Origin of the sequence: Pedobacter cryophilus (assembly GCF_005116455.1) — a bacterium.
Taxonomy (GTDB): domain Bacteria; phylum Bacteroidota; class Bacteroidia; order Sphingobacteriales; family Sphingobacteriaceae; genus Pseudopedobacter; species Pseudopedobacter cryophilum.
On record NZ_SWBP01000004.1, the window covers coordinates 403,098 to 421,471 of the forward strand.

Annotated in this window: 16 protein-coding genes; 3 read left to right on the top strand and 13 right to left on the bottom strand. The window is 32.5% G+C overall.

All coding sequences use genetic code 11. The features are described 5' to 3' along the window. Positions 1-348: 348 nt before the first annotated feature. The 10 genes from FA046_RS13295 to pfkA all read right to left on the bottom strand — a co-directional run bounded on the left by FA046_RS13295 (position 349) and on the right by pfkA (position 11,331). Positions 349-1,398, bottom strand: a complete 1,050-nt coding sequence (locus FA046_RS13295; RefSeq protein ID WP_136827003.1) for a flavin monoamine oxidase family protein — start codon at positions 1,396-1,398, stop codon at positions 349-351. 280 nt (positions 1,399-1,678) lie between these two features. After that, positions 1,679-1,909, bottom strand: a complete 231-nt coding sequence (locus tag FA046_RS13300) for a hypothetical protein (protein WP_136827004.1) — start codon at positions 1,907-1,909, stop codon at positions 1,679-1,681. A 356-nt stretch (positions 1,910-2,265) separates the two neighbouring features. Continuing rightward, positions 2,266-4,206 (bottom strand): AAA family ATPase, encoded by a 1,941-nt coding sequence (locus FA046_RS13305; protein ID WP_136827005.1) that lies wholly within the window; start codon positions 4,204-4,206, stop codon positions 2,266-2,268. A 225-nt stretch (positions 4,207-4,431) separates the two neighbouring features. Then, entirely contained in the window at positions 4,432-5,280 is an 849-nt protein-coding gene (locus FA046_RS13310; protein WP_136827006.1) for an HNH endonuclease signature motif containing protein, read from the bottom strand. Next, positions 5,280-5,993: an OmpA family protein gene (locus FA046_RS13315; protein WP_136827007.1), complete on the bottom strand. Its 714-nt coding sequence runs from the start codon at positions 5,991-5,993 to the stop codon at positions 5,280-5,282. The genes FA046_RS13310 and FA046_RS13315 overlap by 1 nt, the downstream gene beginning before the upstream one ends. A gap of 3 nt (positions 5,994-5,996) precedes the next feature. Beyond that, positions 5,997-7,409 carry a hypothetical protein gene (locus FA046_RS13320; protein WP_136827008.1) on the bottom strand — a complete coding sequence of 471 codons (1,413 nt, stop codon included), beginning with the start codon at positions 7,407-7,409 and terminating at the stop codon, positions 5,997-5,999. A 327-nt stretch (positions 7,410-7,736) separates the two neighbouring features. Further along, on the bottom strand, positions 7,737-8,117 hold the full coding sequence (locus tag FA046_RS13325) for a PH domain-containing protein (RefSeq protein WP_136827009.1): 381 nt from the start codon (positions 8,115-8,117) through the stop codon (positions 7,737-7,739). A 374-nt stretch (positions 8,118-8,491) separates the two neighbouring features. Continuing rightward, positions 8,492-9,490, bottom strand: coding sequence for a type I glyceraldehyde-3-phosphate dehydrogenase (gene gap / locus FA046_RS13330; protein ID WP_136827010.1), 999 nt, complete (start codon positions 9,488-9,490; stop codon positions 8,492-8,494). 6 nt (positions 9,491-9,496) lie between these two features. After that, positions 9,497-10,348 (bottom strand): hypothetical protein, encoded by an 852-nt coding sequence (locus FA046_RS13335; protein ID WP_136827011.1) that lies wholly within the window; start codon positions 10,346-10,348, stop codon positions 9,497-9,499. A 2-nt stretch (positions 10,349-10,350) separates the two neighbouring features. Beyond that, positions 10,351-11,331 (bottom strand): 6-phosphofructokinase, encoded by a 981-nt coding sequence (gene pfkA, locus FA046_RS13340; protein ID WP_136827012.1) that lies wholly within the window; start codon positions 11,329-11,331, stop codon positions 10,351-10,353. 127 nt (positions 11,332-11,458) lie between these two features. Between pfkA and FA046_RS13345 the strand changes: the two genes are divergently transcribed. After that, a complete protein-coding gene (locus tag FA046_RS13345; RefSeq protein WP_136827013.1) occupies positions 11,459-12,157 on the top strand; it encodes an NUDIX hydrolase in 699 nt (232 codons plus the stop codon). Between the two features lie 93 nt (positions 12,158-12,250). Here FA046_RS13345 and FA046_RS13350 read toward each other — a convergent pair whose 3' ends face one another. After that, the gene (locus tag FA046_RS13350) at positions 12,251-13,108 is read right to left on the bottom strand and encodes an N-acetylglucosamine kinase (protein WP_136827014.1); all 858 of its coding nucleotides are present in this window, start codon (positions 13,106-13,108) and stop codon (positions 12,251-12,253) included. A gap of 230 nt (positions 13,109-13,338) precedes the next feature. Next, entirely contained in the window at positions 13,339-14,340 is a 1,002-nt protein-coding gene (locus tag FA046_RS13355; RefSeq protein ID WP_136827015.1) for a CobW family GTP-binding protein, read from the bottom strand. Between the two features lie 90 nt (positions 14,341-14,430). On the opposite strand from FA046_RS13355, the gene FA046_RS13360 reads away from it, so the two are divergent. Next, the gene (locus FA046_RS13360) at positions 14,431-15,450 is read left to right on the top strand and encodes a threonine aldolase family protein (RefSeq protein ID WP_136827016.1); all 1,020 of its coding nucleotides are present in this window, start codon (positions 14,431-14,433) and stop codon (positions 15,448-15,450) included. Between the two features lie 2 nt (positions 15,451-15,452). On the opposite strand, the gene FA046_RS13365 is transcribed toward FA046_RS13360, so the two are convergent. Beyond that, positions 15,453-16,703 carry a GAF domain-containing sensor histidine kinase gene (locus FA046_RS13365; protein WP_136827017.1) on the bottom strand — a complete coding sequence of 417 codons (1,251 nt, stop codon included), beginning with the start codon at positions 16,701-16,703 and terminating at the stop codon, positions 15,453-15,455. A gap of 178 nt (positions 16,704-16,881) precedes the next feature. On the opposite strand from FA046_RS13365, the gene accC reads away from it, so the two are divergent. Next, a complete protein-coding gene (accC, locus tag FA046_RS13370; protein WP_136827018.1) occupies positions 16,882-18,369 on the top strand; it encodes an acetyl-CoA carboxylase biotin carboxylase subunit in 1,488 nt (495 codons plus the stop codon). The last annotated feature ends 5 nt before the right edge of the window (positions 18,370-18,374 follow it).

Genomic DNA, 18,374 nt, shown 5'->3' on the forward strand with positions numbered 1-18,374 from the left:
AAGATAAATTTTTTAAAAACAATTTTGGATACTTCTTTTGGCTTTAAATTATAGCCCACGGTTTAAACCGTGGGCTATATAAATATTGGGTTTTAGAAACCGTTTTAACGGTTTAAATCTTCGTATATCAAAAATAAGATTTGAATGATGTAATTAGCCTTTTGCTATTCGATATGTTCTGAAAGGCATATCGAATTTTTAATATAGTGGATTTGTAATATACTACTAGCATGTTGAAAAGCAGATTAAAAATCCTTTTTATTTTTAAGTACGAGATGCGCAAGCTAATATTTCGAACAGCAGGGCATGGAGCTAACATCTCGAACAGCTGAGGCATCAATAAAAGCCCTAAACTTTATGAGCAGCAATTATTTTTTTAGCAATTACATTAGCAGCATATACTGCACCATCCATATATCCAGGAAATTCTGGAGCAGACTCAGTGCTAGAAATTAACAATTGGTCATCAAAAAAGGACTGACTAAAAATTGGGTTTCCATTGTTCTGATGAGGATAATGAAAAACATCAGTTGCTTCAAAAGTGTTTTCTTCTTTGCTCCAAACACATTCTTTATAATCTAAAAATTCGGATGCTTTCTCTCCAAAAACAGATTTTAATTGCTCAATCACTCTATAACGCCTTTCTACATCATCAATTTGTTTAAAGGATGAATCAATAAATCCACAAAGTGCGTATTTGGATCTTTGGTGATTACAATGATCGTATAGTTCTGTGATTGGTCCAGCATTGCTAAATAAAGTTCCAGATCTATTTTTATTTTGCCAAAAAGCTTGTTTATAGGTTACAGCAATTTTAATGGAATCTTCCATCCAAGTATGAGTTTGTTTAGCTATGCTCATCAAATGGTTTGGTAAACTTGGTTCGAACAAGATTTTTTTTGCCCATAATTTAGGTGGAATGGCTAAAACAACTTTATTTCCTTCAAACACTTCATTTGTAATTACCTGTACCTTATAATTCAGTAATTTAATTTCCTTAACAGATTGATTCAGTAATACATCCTCTTTAGCTAATTGCTGATATAAAGTCTTGATTAAATTGAAGGTACCGCCCGAAATCCGGTAACTAGGTGCTTGTTTGGGTATTTGTATAGTTTCTGCTGCTGAGTTAGCAAAGCGCTGAAAGAATACTTCGCCATCCATATACTGTTCAAAATATTCAATTCCTAATTCGACAAGGAGTGCTTTTAAATGTTTATGCTCTTTATTAAACCAAGTTGCGCCCATTTCAACGGGGGTATTGTTGGCTCCATAAACTGTATTAATTCTACCACCAATTCTATTTCTTGCCTCTAAAATTTTAAAAGGAATACCTTCTTTTTGTAGTCTATAAGCCGTTAAAAGACCAGATAAGCCAGCGCCAATGATGATAATCATACTGCAAAAATAATGAAGAAGAAGTCTCGAAAAGTCATAATAAGTACCTTTTAATTTAAAAATAGTTCGTTTCTGGTATTTGTATGGATACAGTTCTCGGTTTTATTTTAGAGATTTCAGTAATTAACGAGTATCGAGGCTTTTCCATTACTCAATCCGTAGAAACGCTATCGCTTAATTCTCCGGACAGGGGGGATTGCAAATCCTTTTTATTTTTGAGTTCGAGATGCGCAAGCTAACATCTCGAACAGCTTGTTCATACACAAAAGCACAAGTCTCCTTACCCTCTTTTCTCACGCCCAGAAGACTTGCGCCAGTTAGGCAAAACCACAATTAAAATTGCTGAAAGCCCTCCAATAATAGGTAAAAGCCAAGTTAAAACTAATAGAAAAACTCTTTTAAATAAAGAGACATCTTTCTTAGCTAAAACTATTATTGTGGCAATTAAAAAGATAACAATTGCACTCAGTACCAAAAGCTTAAATCCCCAAGCAGGAGTTACAAAGTCCATAATTTTAAATTTTAGATACTTATTTATTTACAAAAGTTTCAGTTTCTATTCGATATGTCTGAAAGGCATATCGAATTTTTAATGATTGGATTTACAATCTACTAGTATGTTTTAAAAAGCGGATTGCAAATCCTTTTTATTTTTGAGTTCGAGATGCGCAAGCTAACATCTCGAACAGCAGGTTTTATTGATCCTGAAAAAAATGGAACACTAAAATTAGTTTGGAGTATAACAGGATTAATCTAAAAACTGTAAACTTATTTTAGAGCGATACAACTGGTTCATACACAAAAGCACAAGTCTCCTTACCATCTTTTCTCACGCCCAGAAGACTTGCGCCAGTTGGTTATGCCTAGTTATTTGTATAATTTCTTTTTTATTTCTTCAATCCATTCTAAATTGCTTCTTTCATTTAAAAAAGGTTTTTTTGCTAATTCTACATACTTTTTAGCAAACAGGATTTTATTGAATCCTTCTTTATCATCAAAAAATTTCTTCAAAATGTCTTTTTCCTTAGTTGTTAAATCAAAGAAGTTTGCTGAATATTTCTCATCAACTTCTAAATTTTTTTTCAAGAATAAATCTCTGATTTCTGGATAATTTTCATTTAATTCTTGAAGTGTTTGATAAAAAATTATAGGGTCTAAACAGTCTTCAATTTCTGTTGGCGGATTCATTAATGTATTGTTAACATCCACTAAAATTGATTGTTCTTTTCTTAAAACTAATCTTTCAAAAAGTAAATTCTTATCTTTTGTATATTCCGATACTTCAATTCTTTCTTTATCAGTATCAATTAAGCAAAATACTTTTCCGTTAATTTTGTAATCTGGATCTTTTATTGGTGTTGTTAGATAACTATATATTTTTTTAACTTCTTTAAATCCACCAACTGGTAAAATACTAAGGTTTTTTTCTTTAATTTCTTTTTCAAAGAAATAGTCAAAATATATTTTTTCAGATTGCCCTTCACACACTATCCAGTAGTATGGTTTTTCTTGCATTATAGAAATAATTATTGACTGAACTAAATCATTATAGCTCTTAATGTTATAGTCAATTGGCAAAGGTCCTTTATGAAGTTTTCTTGAATGAAGTATATTTTCTCTATAATTATATAAATTCAAAAATGTACTGGTTATTTCGTTTTTGTTGTTTTTTGTAATTGTAGTAGCACTTCCATTTGTTATTATTGGCAAGAAGCCATACCAATGTGTTGATACTAAGATTTGATGATTATCTTTACTGATTTTCAATAGTTTGTCAAATTGTTCATAGCAGTTTGAAATATGTAATGAAGCTTCTGGCTCGTCAATTGCTAATATAATATTACTTTCACGATCATTGTTTTTTATTAAGAAAGAATAAGCAACATCAATTAGTGCTTTTCTCTTTTCACCAGAGCTTAGTTCCGAAACAGGTATTGATTTTGAATTTTCAACTTTTTTATTTAAAATTTTAATAGAGAAATATGCTTCAATAATTTTAGAAACTAAATCAGGCATTGTTAAATTATCTTTATGAGAGCCTTTATAATGATATATTTCTAAAACTTCTTCTATTTCCTTTACAAATTTGCCTAACTGTTTGTTGATTTGATTTACTGTTTTTAATGTAATTGCATTTTCTATTTCTTTTTGGATGTTTTTATCCATTAATTTCTGCATATCTTGAGTTTCCAACTTAGTATAAGTTTGCACATCAGTTTCAACAGGAATATATATGTATGAATAGTGAGAATTTATATATTCATAAAAGCCTTTGAAATATTTTTGTAATTCTGAATCTTCATATATTTTGTTTGGTTTATCATTTATAAATGTAAGTTGATTGTGAAATGAACCAAAATAAATACCTGGATCATTATATTTTTTACCAACAAATAATAAAAGATACTCTTCGGAATCATAATTGATTAAAAGTTCGTCACGATGTTTATCAAAATCCCCTCTTCCTTTGAAGGTTGATTTCCAAAGAAAATCAGATAATAATTTTGCTTTATTAAATTGTTCTAAATCCTGTTTGTTTTCTTTTCGTAACTTATCTTTATGAATTAAAAAAACGGGAACAATAAATGGAAAATTATCACCGCTAATTCCGTCAGATTTTGCTTCATTATTTATTGGCCAATCTGTAGCGCCTTTTTTATTAAAACAAAAATCAAGAGCTTCTAATATTGAACTTTTGCCACAACCATTTTCTCCAATTATACTTGAAAATCCAACACCTTCTGAAATTGGTAAATAATTAATTCCTTTGTATATTTTAAAGTGTCTTAAAAAAATAGATACTATCATTTATTATATTAAGTTGTTAAATTCTCCGCGTCTTTTATAATTAGGCATAACTAGTTGCTGTACGCTAACTATAGCTTATATTTTTCTATCACATGGAAGCTATGTGTTACTCATATCATATTATCTTATCATAGGGCTATTTTTTTGTCAAATTCCTCTGGTTTCATTTTAAAGATTTTGGTAATCCTTAAAAAGGGACACTCAAACTAATTTGGGATATATTTTTCATTTCTTATAGTCCGCTAAATGCTTATTACCAACTCGCCTTAATTCATCTTCAAATAATTTGATAAAGTCAACAAGCTTTTGGCGAGGAGAACCTTTTGAATAATTCTCTTTATGATATCTGTCTACACTTGCATGACATAATACACATAAACACTTAAAATTATCTTCATCATTGTTTTTTGGATTTCCGTCAACGTGATGTGTTTCCAAGTAATAACCGTTTACTAAGTTTTGATTGAGATTAATGCCACAATCTTCACAAGTGAATTTCTTTTTCATTCTGTAATTTCGACTTGTATCATACCATTCCGGAGTATAGCCCCAAAAGTCAGTTGAAACTTCTTTAGGCAATTCGCTATCATAAAATTCTCCTTCAATTTGGTCATTAAGAATGAACTTTTCTCGATATTCTGTAGTTGTCATTCCTCTTTCAGTTTCATAATGAATTTTATTACAGTTTCCACATAATGTAAGTTCTTTGGTAACCCCATCACGATCTTCCATTGTTATAGTTTCAGTAGAAAAGACATAATGTCCATTAAAATTTTTCCTTTGTTTTTGATCCTGTATTGTTTGACAATTGATAATATGAAACTTCGGTACTATTGTTCCTGTTTGTTCAAATGTCCTTTGACTGTATCCACTTTCTATATAAAGAAATCCTTTGTGTTTATTACCTTTCTTGTCTGTAAATGTTATGCCATCAAGGTTTATTTCAACACTTTGATCAAGTTGAGCCTTCGTAAGTTTTTCCGTGATAGGCTTGAATTTGGAATTAATCCTATCAGGATCAATACCTAAGTGTATTTGCACAAAAACCTTTAATTCGTTGAAATCGTAAACCATTATTTACTCATTTGTTTAAGAGCTTCTCTAACCAATTGGTCACTTGTTGTAACTATTTTAAATTCAACTCTTCTACACTTATCATTGTCAGGTGGTAAATTAGATGTAGCAGTTAAATGTCCGTTTTTATCGAGTGTTCTTCCAAATGATAATCCATTTGCTGTTAGCCAAAACTTCAATCTTTCTTTTTCTGTAATTTTTAGATTTTCATAATAAAGAGTATTGAATAAGAACTTCATAACATTTCTAGTTCTATTTTGTGAAAGTTCAACATTATATATATAATCGCCTTCAATATCTGTATGTCCTTCTATTCGTACTTCTGCAATTTTATCTCTATATTGTGGCTTTAGAATTATAGCTAAATAGCGAGGGAAGAAATTAGTTAAAACGTTTTGAAACTCCAGTTTTAAATCACTTTTGTTGTAGTCAAACAATACTTTTTCGTTTACAAATTTTATTGATAAGTCTGCAGTATCAATCATCGCATCCCATTTGTCCTTCTTGAAATCATCTTTGAATTCTGTTTGCAATTCCTTCAATAATTCAACTTTAGTCTGTTCAAAGTCTTTAAACATCTTATCTTTTTCTGCTTGCTTATTTCTAACATCCATCATGTAGGATATTGAAATAAATAAGAAAATAACCATCAAAACGGTCATCAAATCAGACAGAGGAATCCAATAGTTATCCTTTTGTTTTGGTGATGCCATTTTTTAGTTTTTTAGTTCGTTGAATATTTCGGTTGTTTTTTTCTGATACTCCAAAACCATTGCTTGAAGCACTTTGTCAAGGCTCATAAAACTTTCACTCAATCGTTTCTTAAATTCACTATCTAATTTTTCAACATCTTTAGAAAGTTTATCATTGCTTTTTGCGATGATATTTACTCCATCATTCATTCTTGTTTCAATGTCTTTCCAGAATTTACCGTTGATGTCTTTAATTTGTTCAATTTCCTTCAATTTATCAAGAAGTTGGTTTATTGATTCTTGGAAACCCTTCTCCTTTTTCATATAGTCTGCAAGTTGTGAGCTTGAGTTTTCAATGTTGTTTGTGGCTAATTGAAGCTTGCTCGCTAGTTCAGTGAATTTTTTATCTTCAATCATTACCTTCTTTAATTCTGTAATCATTTGTTGAAGTATCGAGTTGTTATCTGTAAGTGATTTTGTATTTGTAGAAATTTCTAGAATATTTTTTGATGAAGTTTCAAGGTTTGAAGTAGTTTGATTAAATTGTGAAATAAGAATTGCAATTTGTTCTTTATTCTGCTTTTGCCAGTCATTAAGGTTTTTTACACTATTATTTAATTCTTCAAAATTCTCCTTTACCAACCTTTGAATAAGTTCATTCATCTGGGTGTTAAAGTCGGTAATGACTTTCTCCATAGCCTCAACTAGTGCCTTTGTATTGTTTTCTGTAAGGAGCTTGGTAAACTCATCAAATTTAGTTCGAATAATTTCATTGTTTTTATTCATTGTTTCAACTATAAAAGTTGAATTTGTTGATGTTAACTTTGCATATTCTCCTTGTTCAGCTCTTAATTTTTGAATTTGTGTTAATAAGCTTGTTTCACTATCTCCTCCTAAAGCAGTTTGAATTTTAGATAGCTTTTCAGTCTGCTCAGTCATTTGATTTTTAATTTTTGCAAACTGTGTAGCCAAACTTTCGTCACCATCTCCAATTATTGAACTGTTAAGTGTTTTAAAGTTGATTGCATTTTCTGAACTTGCCTTTTTAGTGTGGTCAATAAGTGTATTTAACGCTGTTATTTCATCACTAGAAACAGCTTTGTCTTTTTCATTTGTATGCTGAACTAAAGCGGTCAATTTCGAAAAAATGAGTAATCCGATTATCCCAAATATTGATGCAATAAATGCTGTTTTTAATCCATTAAGTAATTCAGGAATACTGTCATCCATATGTTTTACGTCAAAGTAAAATAATCCATATGCAATACCTAGAAATGTTCCAAGAATTCCTAAAGTCGGGAAAACTTGTGGTATCGAATCAAATATGTATGGGTTTATTTCATTTGGAGTTCTCTTTGCTCGAAGTAAATAGTAAATACTAAAAATTGTCCAAATGACTAAAAGTCCATATGGTAAAAGTTCGATTGCTTGTTTCATTCTTATTCTTTTTAAATTGTTTATTCGTTTGTTGTTGTGTCGTTGTTAAGGTTTCCTGTAACTAGACGCTCTATAAACACTTTATAGCGTATAGCTTTCTATCAGATGGATACCATTCGCTACTCATCTCATATTAACATATCATAGTGCTAATTTTTTTGTGCCTCAAAGTTCTCTGGTTTCATTTTTAACATTTCATTGATTCTGAAAAATAGGCCGTTGAAACTAGTTTGGAACATAATACACTTGATCGGGTATAGCTTAAACTTGCTGTTGGCAGTGGTTTCAGTTACCCTTAAAAAACAACAAATGACCAGTTTATACGCTCTATTTTAAAACATGGTGAGCTAAAACTTTTTGAACGTCATATACATTAACAGATTTATTGAATTGCTTTTTTATACTGGGTTGTGCTTCGCTGGAGATCCAAATTTTTAATTCAGCATCTAGGTCAAACGTACCAGAGGTTTCAATGCTAAATCTGGAAATACTTTTATAAGTAATAGACTTATATTCGGTTTTACTGCCTGTTAAACCTTGCACATCAACTAAAATCAGCCTCTTGGTGGTAAAAATAAAAGTGTCCCTAATGAGCTTAAAGCCTAATTCAATTTCTTCACCTTCTATAAGTAGCTGTCCGTATTTTTTTGTTAATTCTTCTTGACTTACCGCACCTGCATTTCCAAGAATAGCCGAAAATAATCCCATAATTTTAATTTTTGTTTACTATGTTGAATTAAACTTCAATTAAATAGCTGCTATACGCCATTCATCTCATTCTCCTCCAAAGTAAAAATTTAAAACCAGTAGAAAGATTTCATAGTTAAAATACCATTTTACTGGTACTGGTTTTTTGCGCTAAGGATGGTAGGTGTTTAGTATGGCGGCGAAGCAAGCCCATACCGTAACAAAGTGAAGCACCGCACAGCCTGGTGGCTGCTTTTTGGGTGGCTTTGGTGAGAGAGGGAAAAAAGCAGACAAGCGCCCAAATAAAAAGCCCGAGAATAGATATCCTCGGACTTTGGTGTGTAATTAAATAAGTCTTAACTTTTGACTTAAAACCTACAACTTAAAACTTTCAACTACTTAACAGTAGACATGTGTTGTAATAAGTCGATGATTTTGTTAGAATAACCCCATTCGTTATCATACCAAGATACGATTTTTACGAAGTTGTCATTTAATGCGATACCTGCATCAGCATCAAAAATAGAAGTACGAGCGTCTCCAATAAAATCTTGAGAAACAACAGCGTCTTCAGTATATCCTAAAATACCTTTTAATTCGCCTTCAGAAGCATCTTTCATGGCTTTTTTAATTTGCTCATAAGTTGCTGGTTTTTCTAAACGTACGGTTAAATCTACTACCGAAACATCGGCAACTGGTACGCGGAAAGCCATACCTGTTAATTTACCTTTGATAGCTGGGATAACTAAACCTACGGCTTTTGCTGCACCTGTAGAAGAAGGAATGATGTTTTGAGAAGCACCACGTCCGCCTCTCCAATCTTTAGCAGATGGGCCATCAACTGTTTTTTGAGTAGCAGTGGTAGCATGTACAGTTGTCATTAAACCTTCAATAATACCAAAATTGTCCATTAACACTTTAGTGATAGGGGCCAAGCAATTGGTAGTACAAGATGCGTTAGAAACTATGTTTTGAGAAGCTAATAATGTTTTGTGATTTACACCCATTACAAAAGTAGGGGTATCATCTTTAGCTGGCGCACTCATTACTACTTTTTTAGCACCAGCATCTATGTGCTTTTGTGCAGTTTCTTGTGTAAGGAATAAACCAGTTGATTCTATAATATATTCTGCACCAATTTCATTCCATTTTAAGTTTGCAGGGTCTCTTTCTGCCGTTACGCGGATAGTTTTACCGTTTACTACTAAGTTTCCGTTTACTACTTCTACAGTACCATCAAAAATACCGTGAGTAGAATCGTATTTTAACATATAAGCCATGTAATCTGGCTCTACAAGATCATTGATTCCTACTACTTCAATATCTTTTCTTTGCATGGCTGCTCTGAAAGCTAATCTTCCAATACGGCCAAATCCATTGATTCCAATTTTCATTTTGTTTTAATTTTTGTTTGCGTAATAATTCAATAAATTATAAATAGGTTCTTTTATAACAGAACTGATGTTGATTTTCTTTTCTTTAGCTACTTCCCTTAAATAATCTTGAAAGTTGGCGGCTACTGTGCCTACAAAGTAAACTGGATGTTTGCCTCCATATTGTTTTGACAGCGGAATTAAATAGGTATCCATAAATAAGCTAAAACCATCTTTGATAAATTCTTTCACAAAAGGCTCATCTCTGTTTTCGCTAAAAAATTCGGTAAAGGAGCTAAAAAATATGTTTGGATGTGCTTGTTTGTATATTTTATCTAAGATGAGTCTTCGGTCTAAATCGTATTTTTTTTCTAATAAGGTTTGGATAGGAGCGGGCAGGGTTTCATTTAAATAGGCTTTAATTAATTTTTTACCTAACCAGTTTGATGAACCTTCATCGCCTAAGGCAAAACCTAATCCGTAGTTGTTTTCTATTACTTTTTTACCGTCAAAAAAGCCAACATTAGAGCCTCCGCCAACAATGCAAACAATACCAGGAACATCATTACATGAAGCTTTTGCTGCGGCTTCTAAATCATGTGATACAAATACTTTACTAAATCTAAAGAATTGGGAAAGTGCATTTTTAATGATTTCGTTTCTTTCTAAAGAGGATGCACCTGCACCAAAAAAGTATATTTTTTTAATTTGTTCGGCGTAGTTTATGAGTTTGGTATTCTTATTTAGCAATTGTAAAATGAATTTCTCATCATTAAAAAAAGGATTGATACCGTTGGTGCGCACATCAATAGTGTCCATTCCTTTATCAGAAAGTTTCCAATTTGCATATCTAGAACCACTATAAACAACAGCTATCATAATTATGCGAGTATGGTTGCCATTTCTAAAAGATCTTCTTCCAACTTAAATTCATGGTCGGTAAGGGCTTCTTTTAAATCTGTTAGTTTTATTTCATTACTTCTTAAGCCTACCATTTTTCTGGTTTCGCCTCTTAATAATGCTTTCACTGCTGCAAAACCCATTCTACAGCCTAAAATTCTATCAAAACTACTAGGGCTGCCACCTCTTTGCAGGTGACCTAAAATGGTTACTTTGGTATCGTAAAAGTCAAAAGTTTCTTTTACTTTTTTGGCTACATTAAATGCTCCGCCATTTTTATCGCCTTCGGCAACTATTACAATACTAGAAGATTTTTTTTGTGCTGCTCCTTCTTCTAAAGTTTTAATTAAATCTATTATGGCGGTATCTTTTTCGGGCATCATAATGGCTTCTGCGCCACTAGCAATACCAGCTCTAAGCGCTATACAGCCTGCATCTCTGCCCATTACTTCAATAAAAAATAAACGGTCGTGAGATTCGGCGGTATCTCTAATTTTATCTATGGCTTCTATTACGGTATTTGTTGCGGTGTCAAATCCTAAGGTAAAATCAGAACCATAAAGATCATTATCTATGGTGCCGGGCACACAAATTACCGGAATATTATAAATGCCCGAGAATCTTTCGGCTCCGGTAAAGGTGCCGTCTCCGCCAATAGCAACCAATGCATCAATACCGTTAAGTTTTAAATTATCGTAAGCTTTTTGCATTCCCTCTGGCGTTCTGAAATCTAAACAGCGGGCAGTTTTTAAAATGGTTCCTCCTAATTGCATAATGTTACTTACAGAATGTCTAGACATTTCTGTAATATTATTATCAATCATGCCCTGGTAACCTTGTTTTATACCGGCAACTTCGCAGCCGAAATGTAGTGCAGTTCTTACTACGGCTCTTATACAAGCATTCATTCCGGGGGCATCTCCACCTGATGTAAAAACTGCGATTTTTTTGATTTTAGACATAAAGATTTTGGGTCTTCGGTTTGGAGTAGCTAATATAGGGTGTATTTTTTACACTAAGCAATTTTTTCTCGATTATTTTTTTAAACTTTGCAGATATCAAGCTTAATAAAATTATAACGCTATTAATTTGGAAAATTTACCGCTACAATTTGAATCTATATTTTCTGTAGATTGTGTGATCTTTGGTTTTGATGAGGGGGAGTTGAGGATTTTACTGATAGAAAGAAACGAAGAACCTTTTAAAGGATGGTTTGCTTTGCCCGGTAATTTGGTAGACAATACTGAAAGTATTGAATCGGCGGCAGAACGTATTTTGTACGAATTAACTGGTTTAAAGGGTATTTTTATGGAACAGTTTTACACTTTTGGAGCGCTGGGCAGGCATCCTTTAGGTAGAGTAATTACGGTTGCATATTATGCGATGATTAGATTAAACGGACAAAAAGATGTAAAGCCTGTTACAGATTATGCTAGGCAGGCGGTGTGGATGCCTGTTAAAGATATGCCCGAATTGGCCTTTGACCATAGCCGCATTTTTAGAAAAAGCTTTGAGAAAATTAAGAACAAAATAAGCTATCAGCCGATAGCTTTTGAGTTGCTGCCAGAAAAATTTACGCTTACGCAGCTACAAAATTTATATGAGGTTATTTTAGATAAGAAATTAGATAAAAGAAACTTTAGAAAGAAAATGCTGGCTTATGATATTTTGAAAGAGCTGGATGAAAAACAAAAAGGGGTTTCTTACCGAGCGGCCAAGCTGTACAAGTTTGATAAAAGGAAATATGCCAAGCACTTTAATAAAGAATTGTCTTTTTCTAAAGAGTAGCTTTTCTAAAAACCAAAAATTGAACTCAGGTTATTAAAAATAAAAAAATCCCTTAACACAATTGTTTAAGGGATTTTTTTTGAGCTTATTAAGCTAAATAACTTTAGAGTGTTTCATGTGATATTTAACCAAATCATCTATTGGTGAGCGAATAATTTTACCCATTTTCATATCATATTCAAGCGCTACTTCTTCTAATACATTCCTAAAATTGTAGGCAACAGAACCAATACAATTAAATTCAAATTCTTTGTAATTTGGATAATGACTCACTAAATTTTTAAAAAAATCATTAAAAGACGATTTAACTATGCCTCTAGAATATTCAATATCTACAGTAATATCATAAACAAATTTGCTAAAACTTGCACAAAATCTATTAGGTAGTGGTTGGGTATAAACTGTGTTTAAAATATCATCTGGGGTGAGTTTAAAAGTTTCCCAAAAAGTTTGTCTTACATTTTCAGGCATGTAACCTCTAATATAATCACCTAAAAGTTTTTTCCCAATGTAACAACCGCTACCTTCATCGCCTAAAATGTAAGCTAAAGAATCAATGTTGAACTCAATATCTTCGCCATCATAAATGCAGGTGTTGGTGCCGGTTCCTAAAATGGCGGCAAAACCTCTTTTATCATCTAATAAAGCTCTGGCGGCAGCTAGCAAATCATGACCAATTTTTATTTCTGCATTTTTAAAAATAACCTTTAAAGCATCACTAACTATTGCTGCTTTTTCTTCATTATGAACTCCAGCACCATAGTAATAAACCTCTTTAATTTCAGAAGAAGGTAAGTCTGCAGGCATATTTTTTTTCATAGACGCGATAATATAATCAGTGTCTGAGAAATAAGGATTGTAACCTTCTGTATTAAAAAGAGTCTTTTTTCCAGTGCTATCTACTATGCACCAATTCGTTTTTGTTGAACCTCCGTCGGCAATTATAATCATGGTTAATATTTTATTTAGGTCCTCTAAATTAGTAAAATCTTCTTATTGTACAAACTACACTAAGGTTTTTTATTTGCAAATAGAAAAAGCCCCGTTTTGTTACATTCTATTGCTATTTAAACAAGGCTTTTTTAATGTATTGTAACCGCTATTTTTTATTTGGATGAGGTTAAAATACATCAATTGTAATGTTACTAAACTATTAATTATTAATCAAACTTAGGTCTCGTTTAAATAACTTCTTCGCTTTTAAAAAAGCACTGCGACATTCCTTTTTCTAAAATATCTCGTCTTAGTTTTTTTCCGATGAAAACAATTCTGGTTTCCCTTTTTTCATCAGGTTTCCAATCATCGCCATCAGTAAAAATGGGCGCTCCTTTAACCGATTGGATAATCAGTTTTCGGCTTAAGCCTTCTATATTTAAAATTCCTTTGATACGGTAAAAAGACGCTCCTTGTATAAACAGCATTACGGTAAGGTAATGGCGTAGTTTTATTAAATCAAAACTAGGTTCAAAAATATAGCTTTGAGATACAATATCTTGATGCTGGCTTTGCTGCTGAATAGAAAAAACGTTTTTAGTTTTTGTAGATGGATAACCCAATCTAAACTGAACCTGCTCTTTATCATAAGCTTTCAATTCTAAAATTTCATTTACCTCAACTTTACCAAAATCTGTAAAACTATGCGTGGCAAAAGGATTGATTTTCTTTACAATGCTTTTTACGTTTTCTATGGTTTGCTCATCAGCTTCGGCACATTTATTAAAAATAATATGATCAGCAAAGGCAATTTGTTTAGACGCTTCTTCTTCTACCCCTAAAACATCCAACACATTTTTAACATCAACTAAACAAATCACTCCGTCTAGTTTAAATGCGGTTTGTATATTATAATCGGTTAAAAAAGTGGCAGCCACCGCTGATGGATCTGCAATGCCGGTGGTTTCTATAATTAAATGATCATAATCATACTTGCCAGTTACTAATTTATTCAATAGTTCAAATAAATCGCCATTTAAAGAACAACAAATACAGCCATTAGAAAGCTCAAAAATGTTTTCATCAGTTCGCATCACCAATTCGGTATCAATATTAATTTCTCCAAACTCGTTTTCAATAATGGCAAATTTTTTGTTTGTTTTTGCCTGAATAATATGATTAAGTAAGGTGGTTTTTCCGGCTCCTAAAAAACCGGTAAGAATGGTAACGGGTACTGATTTAAATGACATGCCTCAAAGATACAATTGAAAAATAAAAATTGATTTGAAATTTTGTTTAACCCCATAAATTAGTGATTTTGCAATCCAAATATTAATTCCATGATAGATTTTAGAAGTGATACCGTAACAAAACCAACAGAGCACATGCTTGCTGCCATGTTTACCGCAAAAGTAGGCGATGATGTTTTTGGAGAAGATGAAACTGTAAATGCTTTAGAAGAAAAATCTGCTGAGCTATTTGGAATGGAAGCGGCTTTGTTTTGCCCATCTGGCACCATGACTAATCAAATTGCTATTAAATGTTTTACACAACCTTTAGATGAAGTAATTACAGATCAAACTGCTCATGTTTACAGATATGAAGGAGGCGGAATTATGTTTAACTCGGCAGCATCGGTAAGATTACTTAATGGAGACAGAGGAAGAATAACCGCAGAGATGATAGAAGATGAAATTAACCCGGTTGGGAATGTTCATCATCCACATTCAAGTTTGGTAGTATTAGAAAATACTGTAAACAGGGGCGGAGGGAGCTGCTATACCTTAGAAGATATTGAGCCCATTTACCATTTATGCAAGTTAAAAGGAATGAAACTGCATTTAGATGGAGCCAGAATATTTAATGCTTTGGCCGCAACGGGAGATAAACCCAAAGATTATGGTAAATATTTTGACGGAATTTCTGTTTGCCTGTCAAAGGGTTTGGGTGCGCCGGTTGGTTCTGTTTTATTAGGAAGTAAAGAAACCATACAATATGCCCGAAGAGTAAGAAAAGTTTTAGGTGGCGGAATGCGTCAGGCTGGGTTTTTGGCTGCTGCCGGAATTTATGCTTTAGACCATCATGTAGAAAGGCTGTCTAAAGATCATTTAAATGCTTCTTTATTGGCCGATACTTTAATTGACCTTCCTTTTGTGAAAAGTATTATGCCGGTAGATACCAACATTATTATTTTTGAATTAAATGATAAAAAAGATGCATCGCATTTAGTAGAAGAATTAAAAGATAAGGGAATTTTGTGCGGAACTTTTGGTAAACAAATGATCAGGTTTGTAACTCATTTAGACATTACAGAAAGTAAGGTTTCCCAAGCTATAGAGATTTTAAAAAAGCATCACTAATATTAATTTTTTAATTCTAAAGGTATTTTAATGGTAAAAGTACTGCCTTCATTTAAGGCACTTTGTACAGTAACACCCCCTTTAATGCTTTTTAATAATTCTTTAACAATAAATAAACCTAAACCAGATGAACTTTCATTGTTGGTTGGTTTATTACTTAATATACTAAACCTATCAAATAATTTTGTTTGCTCATCTAAGCTAATCCCCGGTCCTTCGTCTTTAATGCTAATAAGATATTCTTCATCCTTTAAAGATAAATTGACATAAATATTTTTTTGAAACGGGGAAAACTTAATGGCATTAGATATTAAGTTGTGAAGTATTCTTTTTAAGAAATTTTGATCGGTTTTAACGTTTGTTATTGCTGCATTAAAAGTATATTCTAGATTAATCTGCTTAAAATCAGCAGTATTTTGAAAGTTTTTAAGAGTTTCAACTAAAAACAAATTCAAATCAAATTCTTCAATGTAATAATTGAGCGATACATTTTCAACACTATTTAAGGTTTCCATTTGGTCTATTAAATGGAATACATCTTGTAAGCTTTTATTAAAAATATTTAAGAGCTCTTCACTCTCTTTATCTTTCACAAAATCCTGAAAAAGAAAAGAAAGCATTTGAATATTGCTTAACGGAGATTTAAGATCATGAACCAAAATTTGCGTTAACTGATTTTTTTCTTGCATAATTTTCTGCAAGTTTTCATTGTTAATTGCAAACTCCTTGTTTTTTTTGGTGATATTTTCTTCGTAAAATAACTTGTCAAAATAGTTATTTACCCATTGCCCTAAGTATTGCACAAAATCACTGTCAGCCTGCGTAAAACCTGGCGTTTTAGCATCGTATGATGAAAAACTTAAGGTGCCGTTTTCTTGTTCATTAAATTTAATAGGAACACCAATGTATGATCTAATTTTAAAAGTATTAAAACAAGGGTGAGACTTATATTCGGTTAAACCAGCATCATCAATAAAAATTACCTCGTTTTGTGTAACGGCTAAATCACAAAAAGTATCTTTAATATTTAGGGTTACGCCTTTTAAATCATCACCAGCTATGGCAGAGTAAAACTCATAAAAAAAATAGTCGTCTTTTTCTATTTTTCCTATCATGCCTAACTGCATGCCCAATAAAGAACAAGAAATTTTTAAAATTTCTGAAAGCGTGTTTTCCTCACTTTTACTAAGAATAGACGTGATTTTAAAAATCTTATCCATTCTTTTTTTGTCTTCTATATGATCTGTAGTCATAAATTTAAAAGGAACGAGTGTAATAGTTACACCCAGTCTGCAAGTTATATAATTTATATATACGTAAGAAAATATTTTCGATATAGTTTTTTTGTCACATTATTTTTTTTTGGATGAATTTTTTTTGCTGGAGCAATTCTCAATTTGTTAATCTCTATATTCTACTACATTTGTAATAATGGAGAAAATTTTAATTGCCAACAGGGGAGAAATTGCACTAAGAATTATGCGTAGTGCAAAAGAAATGGGAATAAAAACCGTTGCCGTTTATTCTGAAGCCGATAGAAATGCCTTACATGTGCGTTATGCAGATGAAGCTGTTTGTATTGGTGCAGCACCGTCTAATCAATCTTATTTAGTGATTGATAAAATAATTGATGCCTGCATTAAAACCGGCGCCACAGGTATTCATCCCGGATATGGATTTTTATCAGAAAATGCCGAGTTTGCCCGAAGAGTTCAGCAAGCTAAATTAACCTTAATTGGTCCATCGCCAGAAGCAATGGAAATTATGGGCAATAAATTATCAGCAAAAGCGGCAGCATTAAAATATCAAATTCCAATGGTGCCCGGTACAGAAGAAGCCATTACCGATGTAGCCGATGCAAAAAACAGAGCCATAGAAGTAGGGTTTCCTATACTCATAAAAGCCGCAGCCGGTGGTGGTGGTAAAGGAATGCGAATTGTAGAACGATCTGAAGATTTTGAAGAGCAAATGCATTTGGCAGTTTCAGAAGCCGTTTCTGCTTTTGGAGATGGCTCAGTCTTTATAGAAAGATATGTCACTTCTCCTCGCCACATAGAAATTCAGGTTTTAGGAGATACCCATGGCAATATTGTTCATCTTTTTGAAAGAGAATGTTCTGTACAACGCAGGCACCAAAAAGTAATAGAAGAAGCGCCTTCCTGTATTTTAACAGAAGAAATTAGAGCTAAAATGGGTAAATGTGCGGTTGATGTAGCTCGTTCTGTAAACTATACCGGAGCGGGTACGGTAGAATTTATTTTAGATGAAAATCTTGATTTTTTCTTTTTGGAAATGAATACCCGTTTGCAAGTAGAACACCCAGTTACAGAATTAATTACCGGAATAGATTTAGTAAAAGAACAAATTAAAATTGCCAGAGGCGAAGCCATCAGCTTTAAGCAAGAAGATTTAAAAATTAATGGCCATGCTATTGAATTAAGGGTTTATGCCGAAGATCCTAAAAATAATTTCTTGCCAGATATAGGTACTTTACAAACCTATAAAACACCAAAAGGAAACGGAGTACGTGTTGATGATGGATTTGAACAAGGCATGGAAATACCCATTTATTACGACCCTATGATTGCAAAGCTCATTACTTTTGGAAAAGATAGGGCCGAAGCTACCCAAAGAATGGTAAGAGCAATAGATGAATATGAAATTACCGGAATAGAAACCACCCTAGCTTTTGGCAAATTTGTAATGCAACATGAGGCTTTTACATCAGGTAAATTTGATACGCATTTTGTAGGTAAATACTTTACTCCACAAGTTTTAAATACCCAAAACGAAGATGAAGCCATTATTGCCGCCATCTTGGCCACTCATATTTTAGAGAATAAGGCAAACAAAAGCAACAGCCCAATCGTTGAAAAAGCAACTTCCAACTGGAAGAAAAACAGAAAATCATACCATTAAATTCT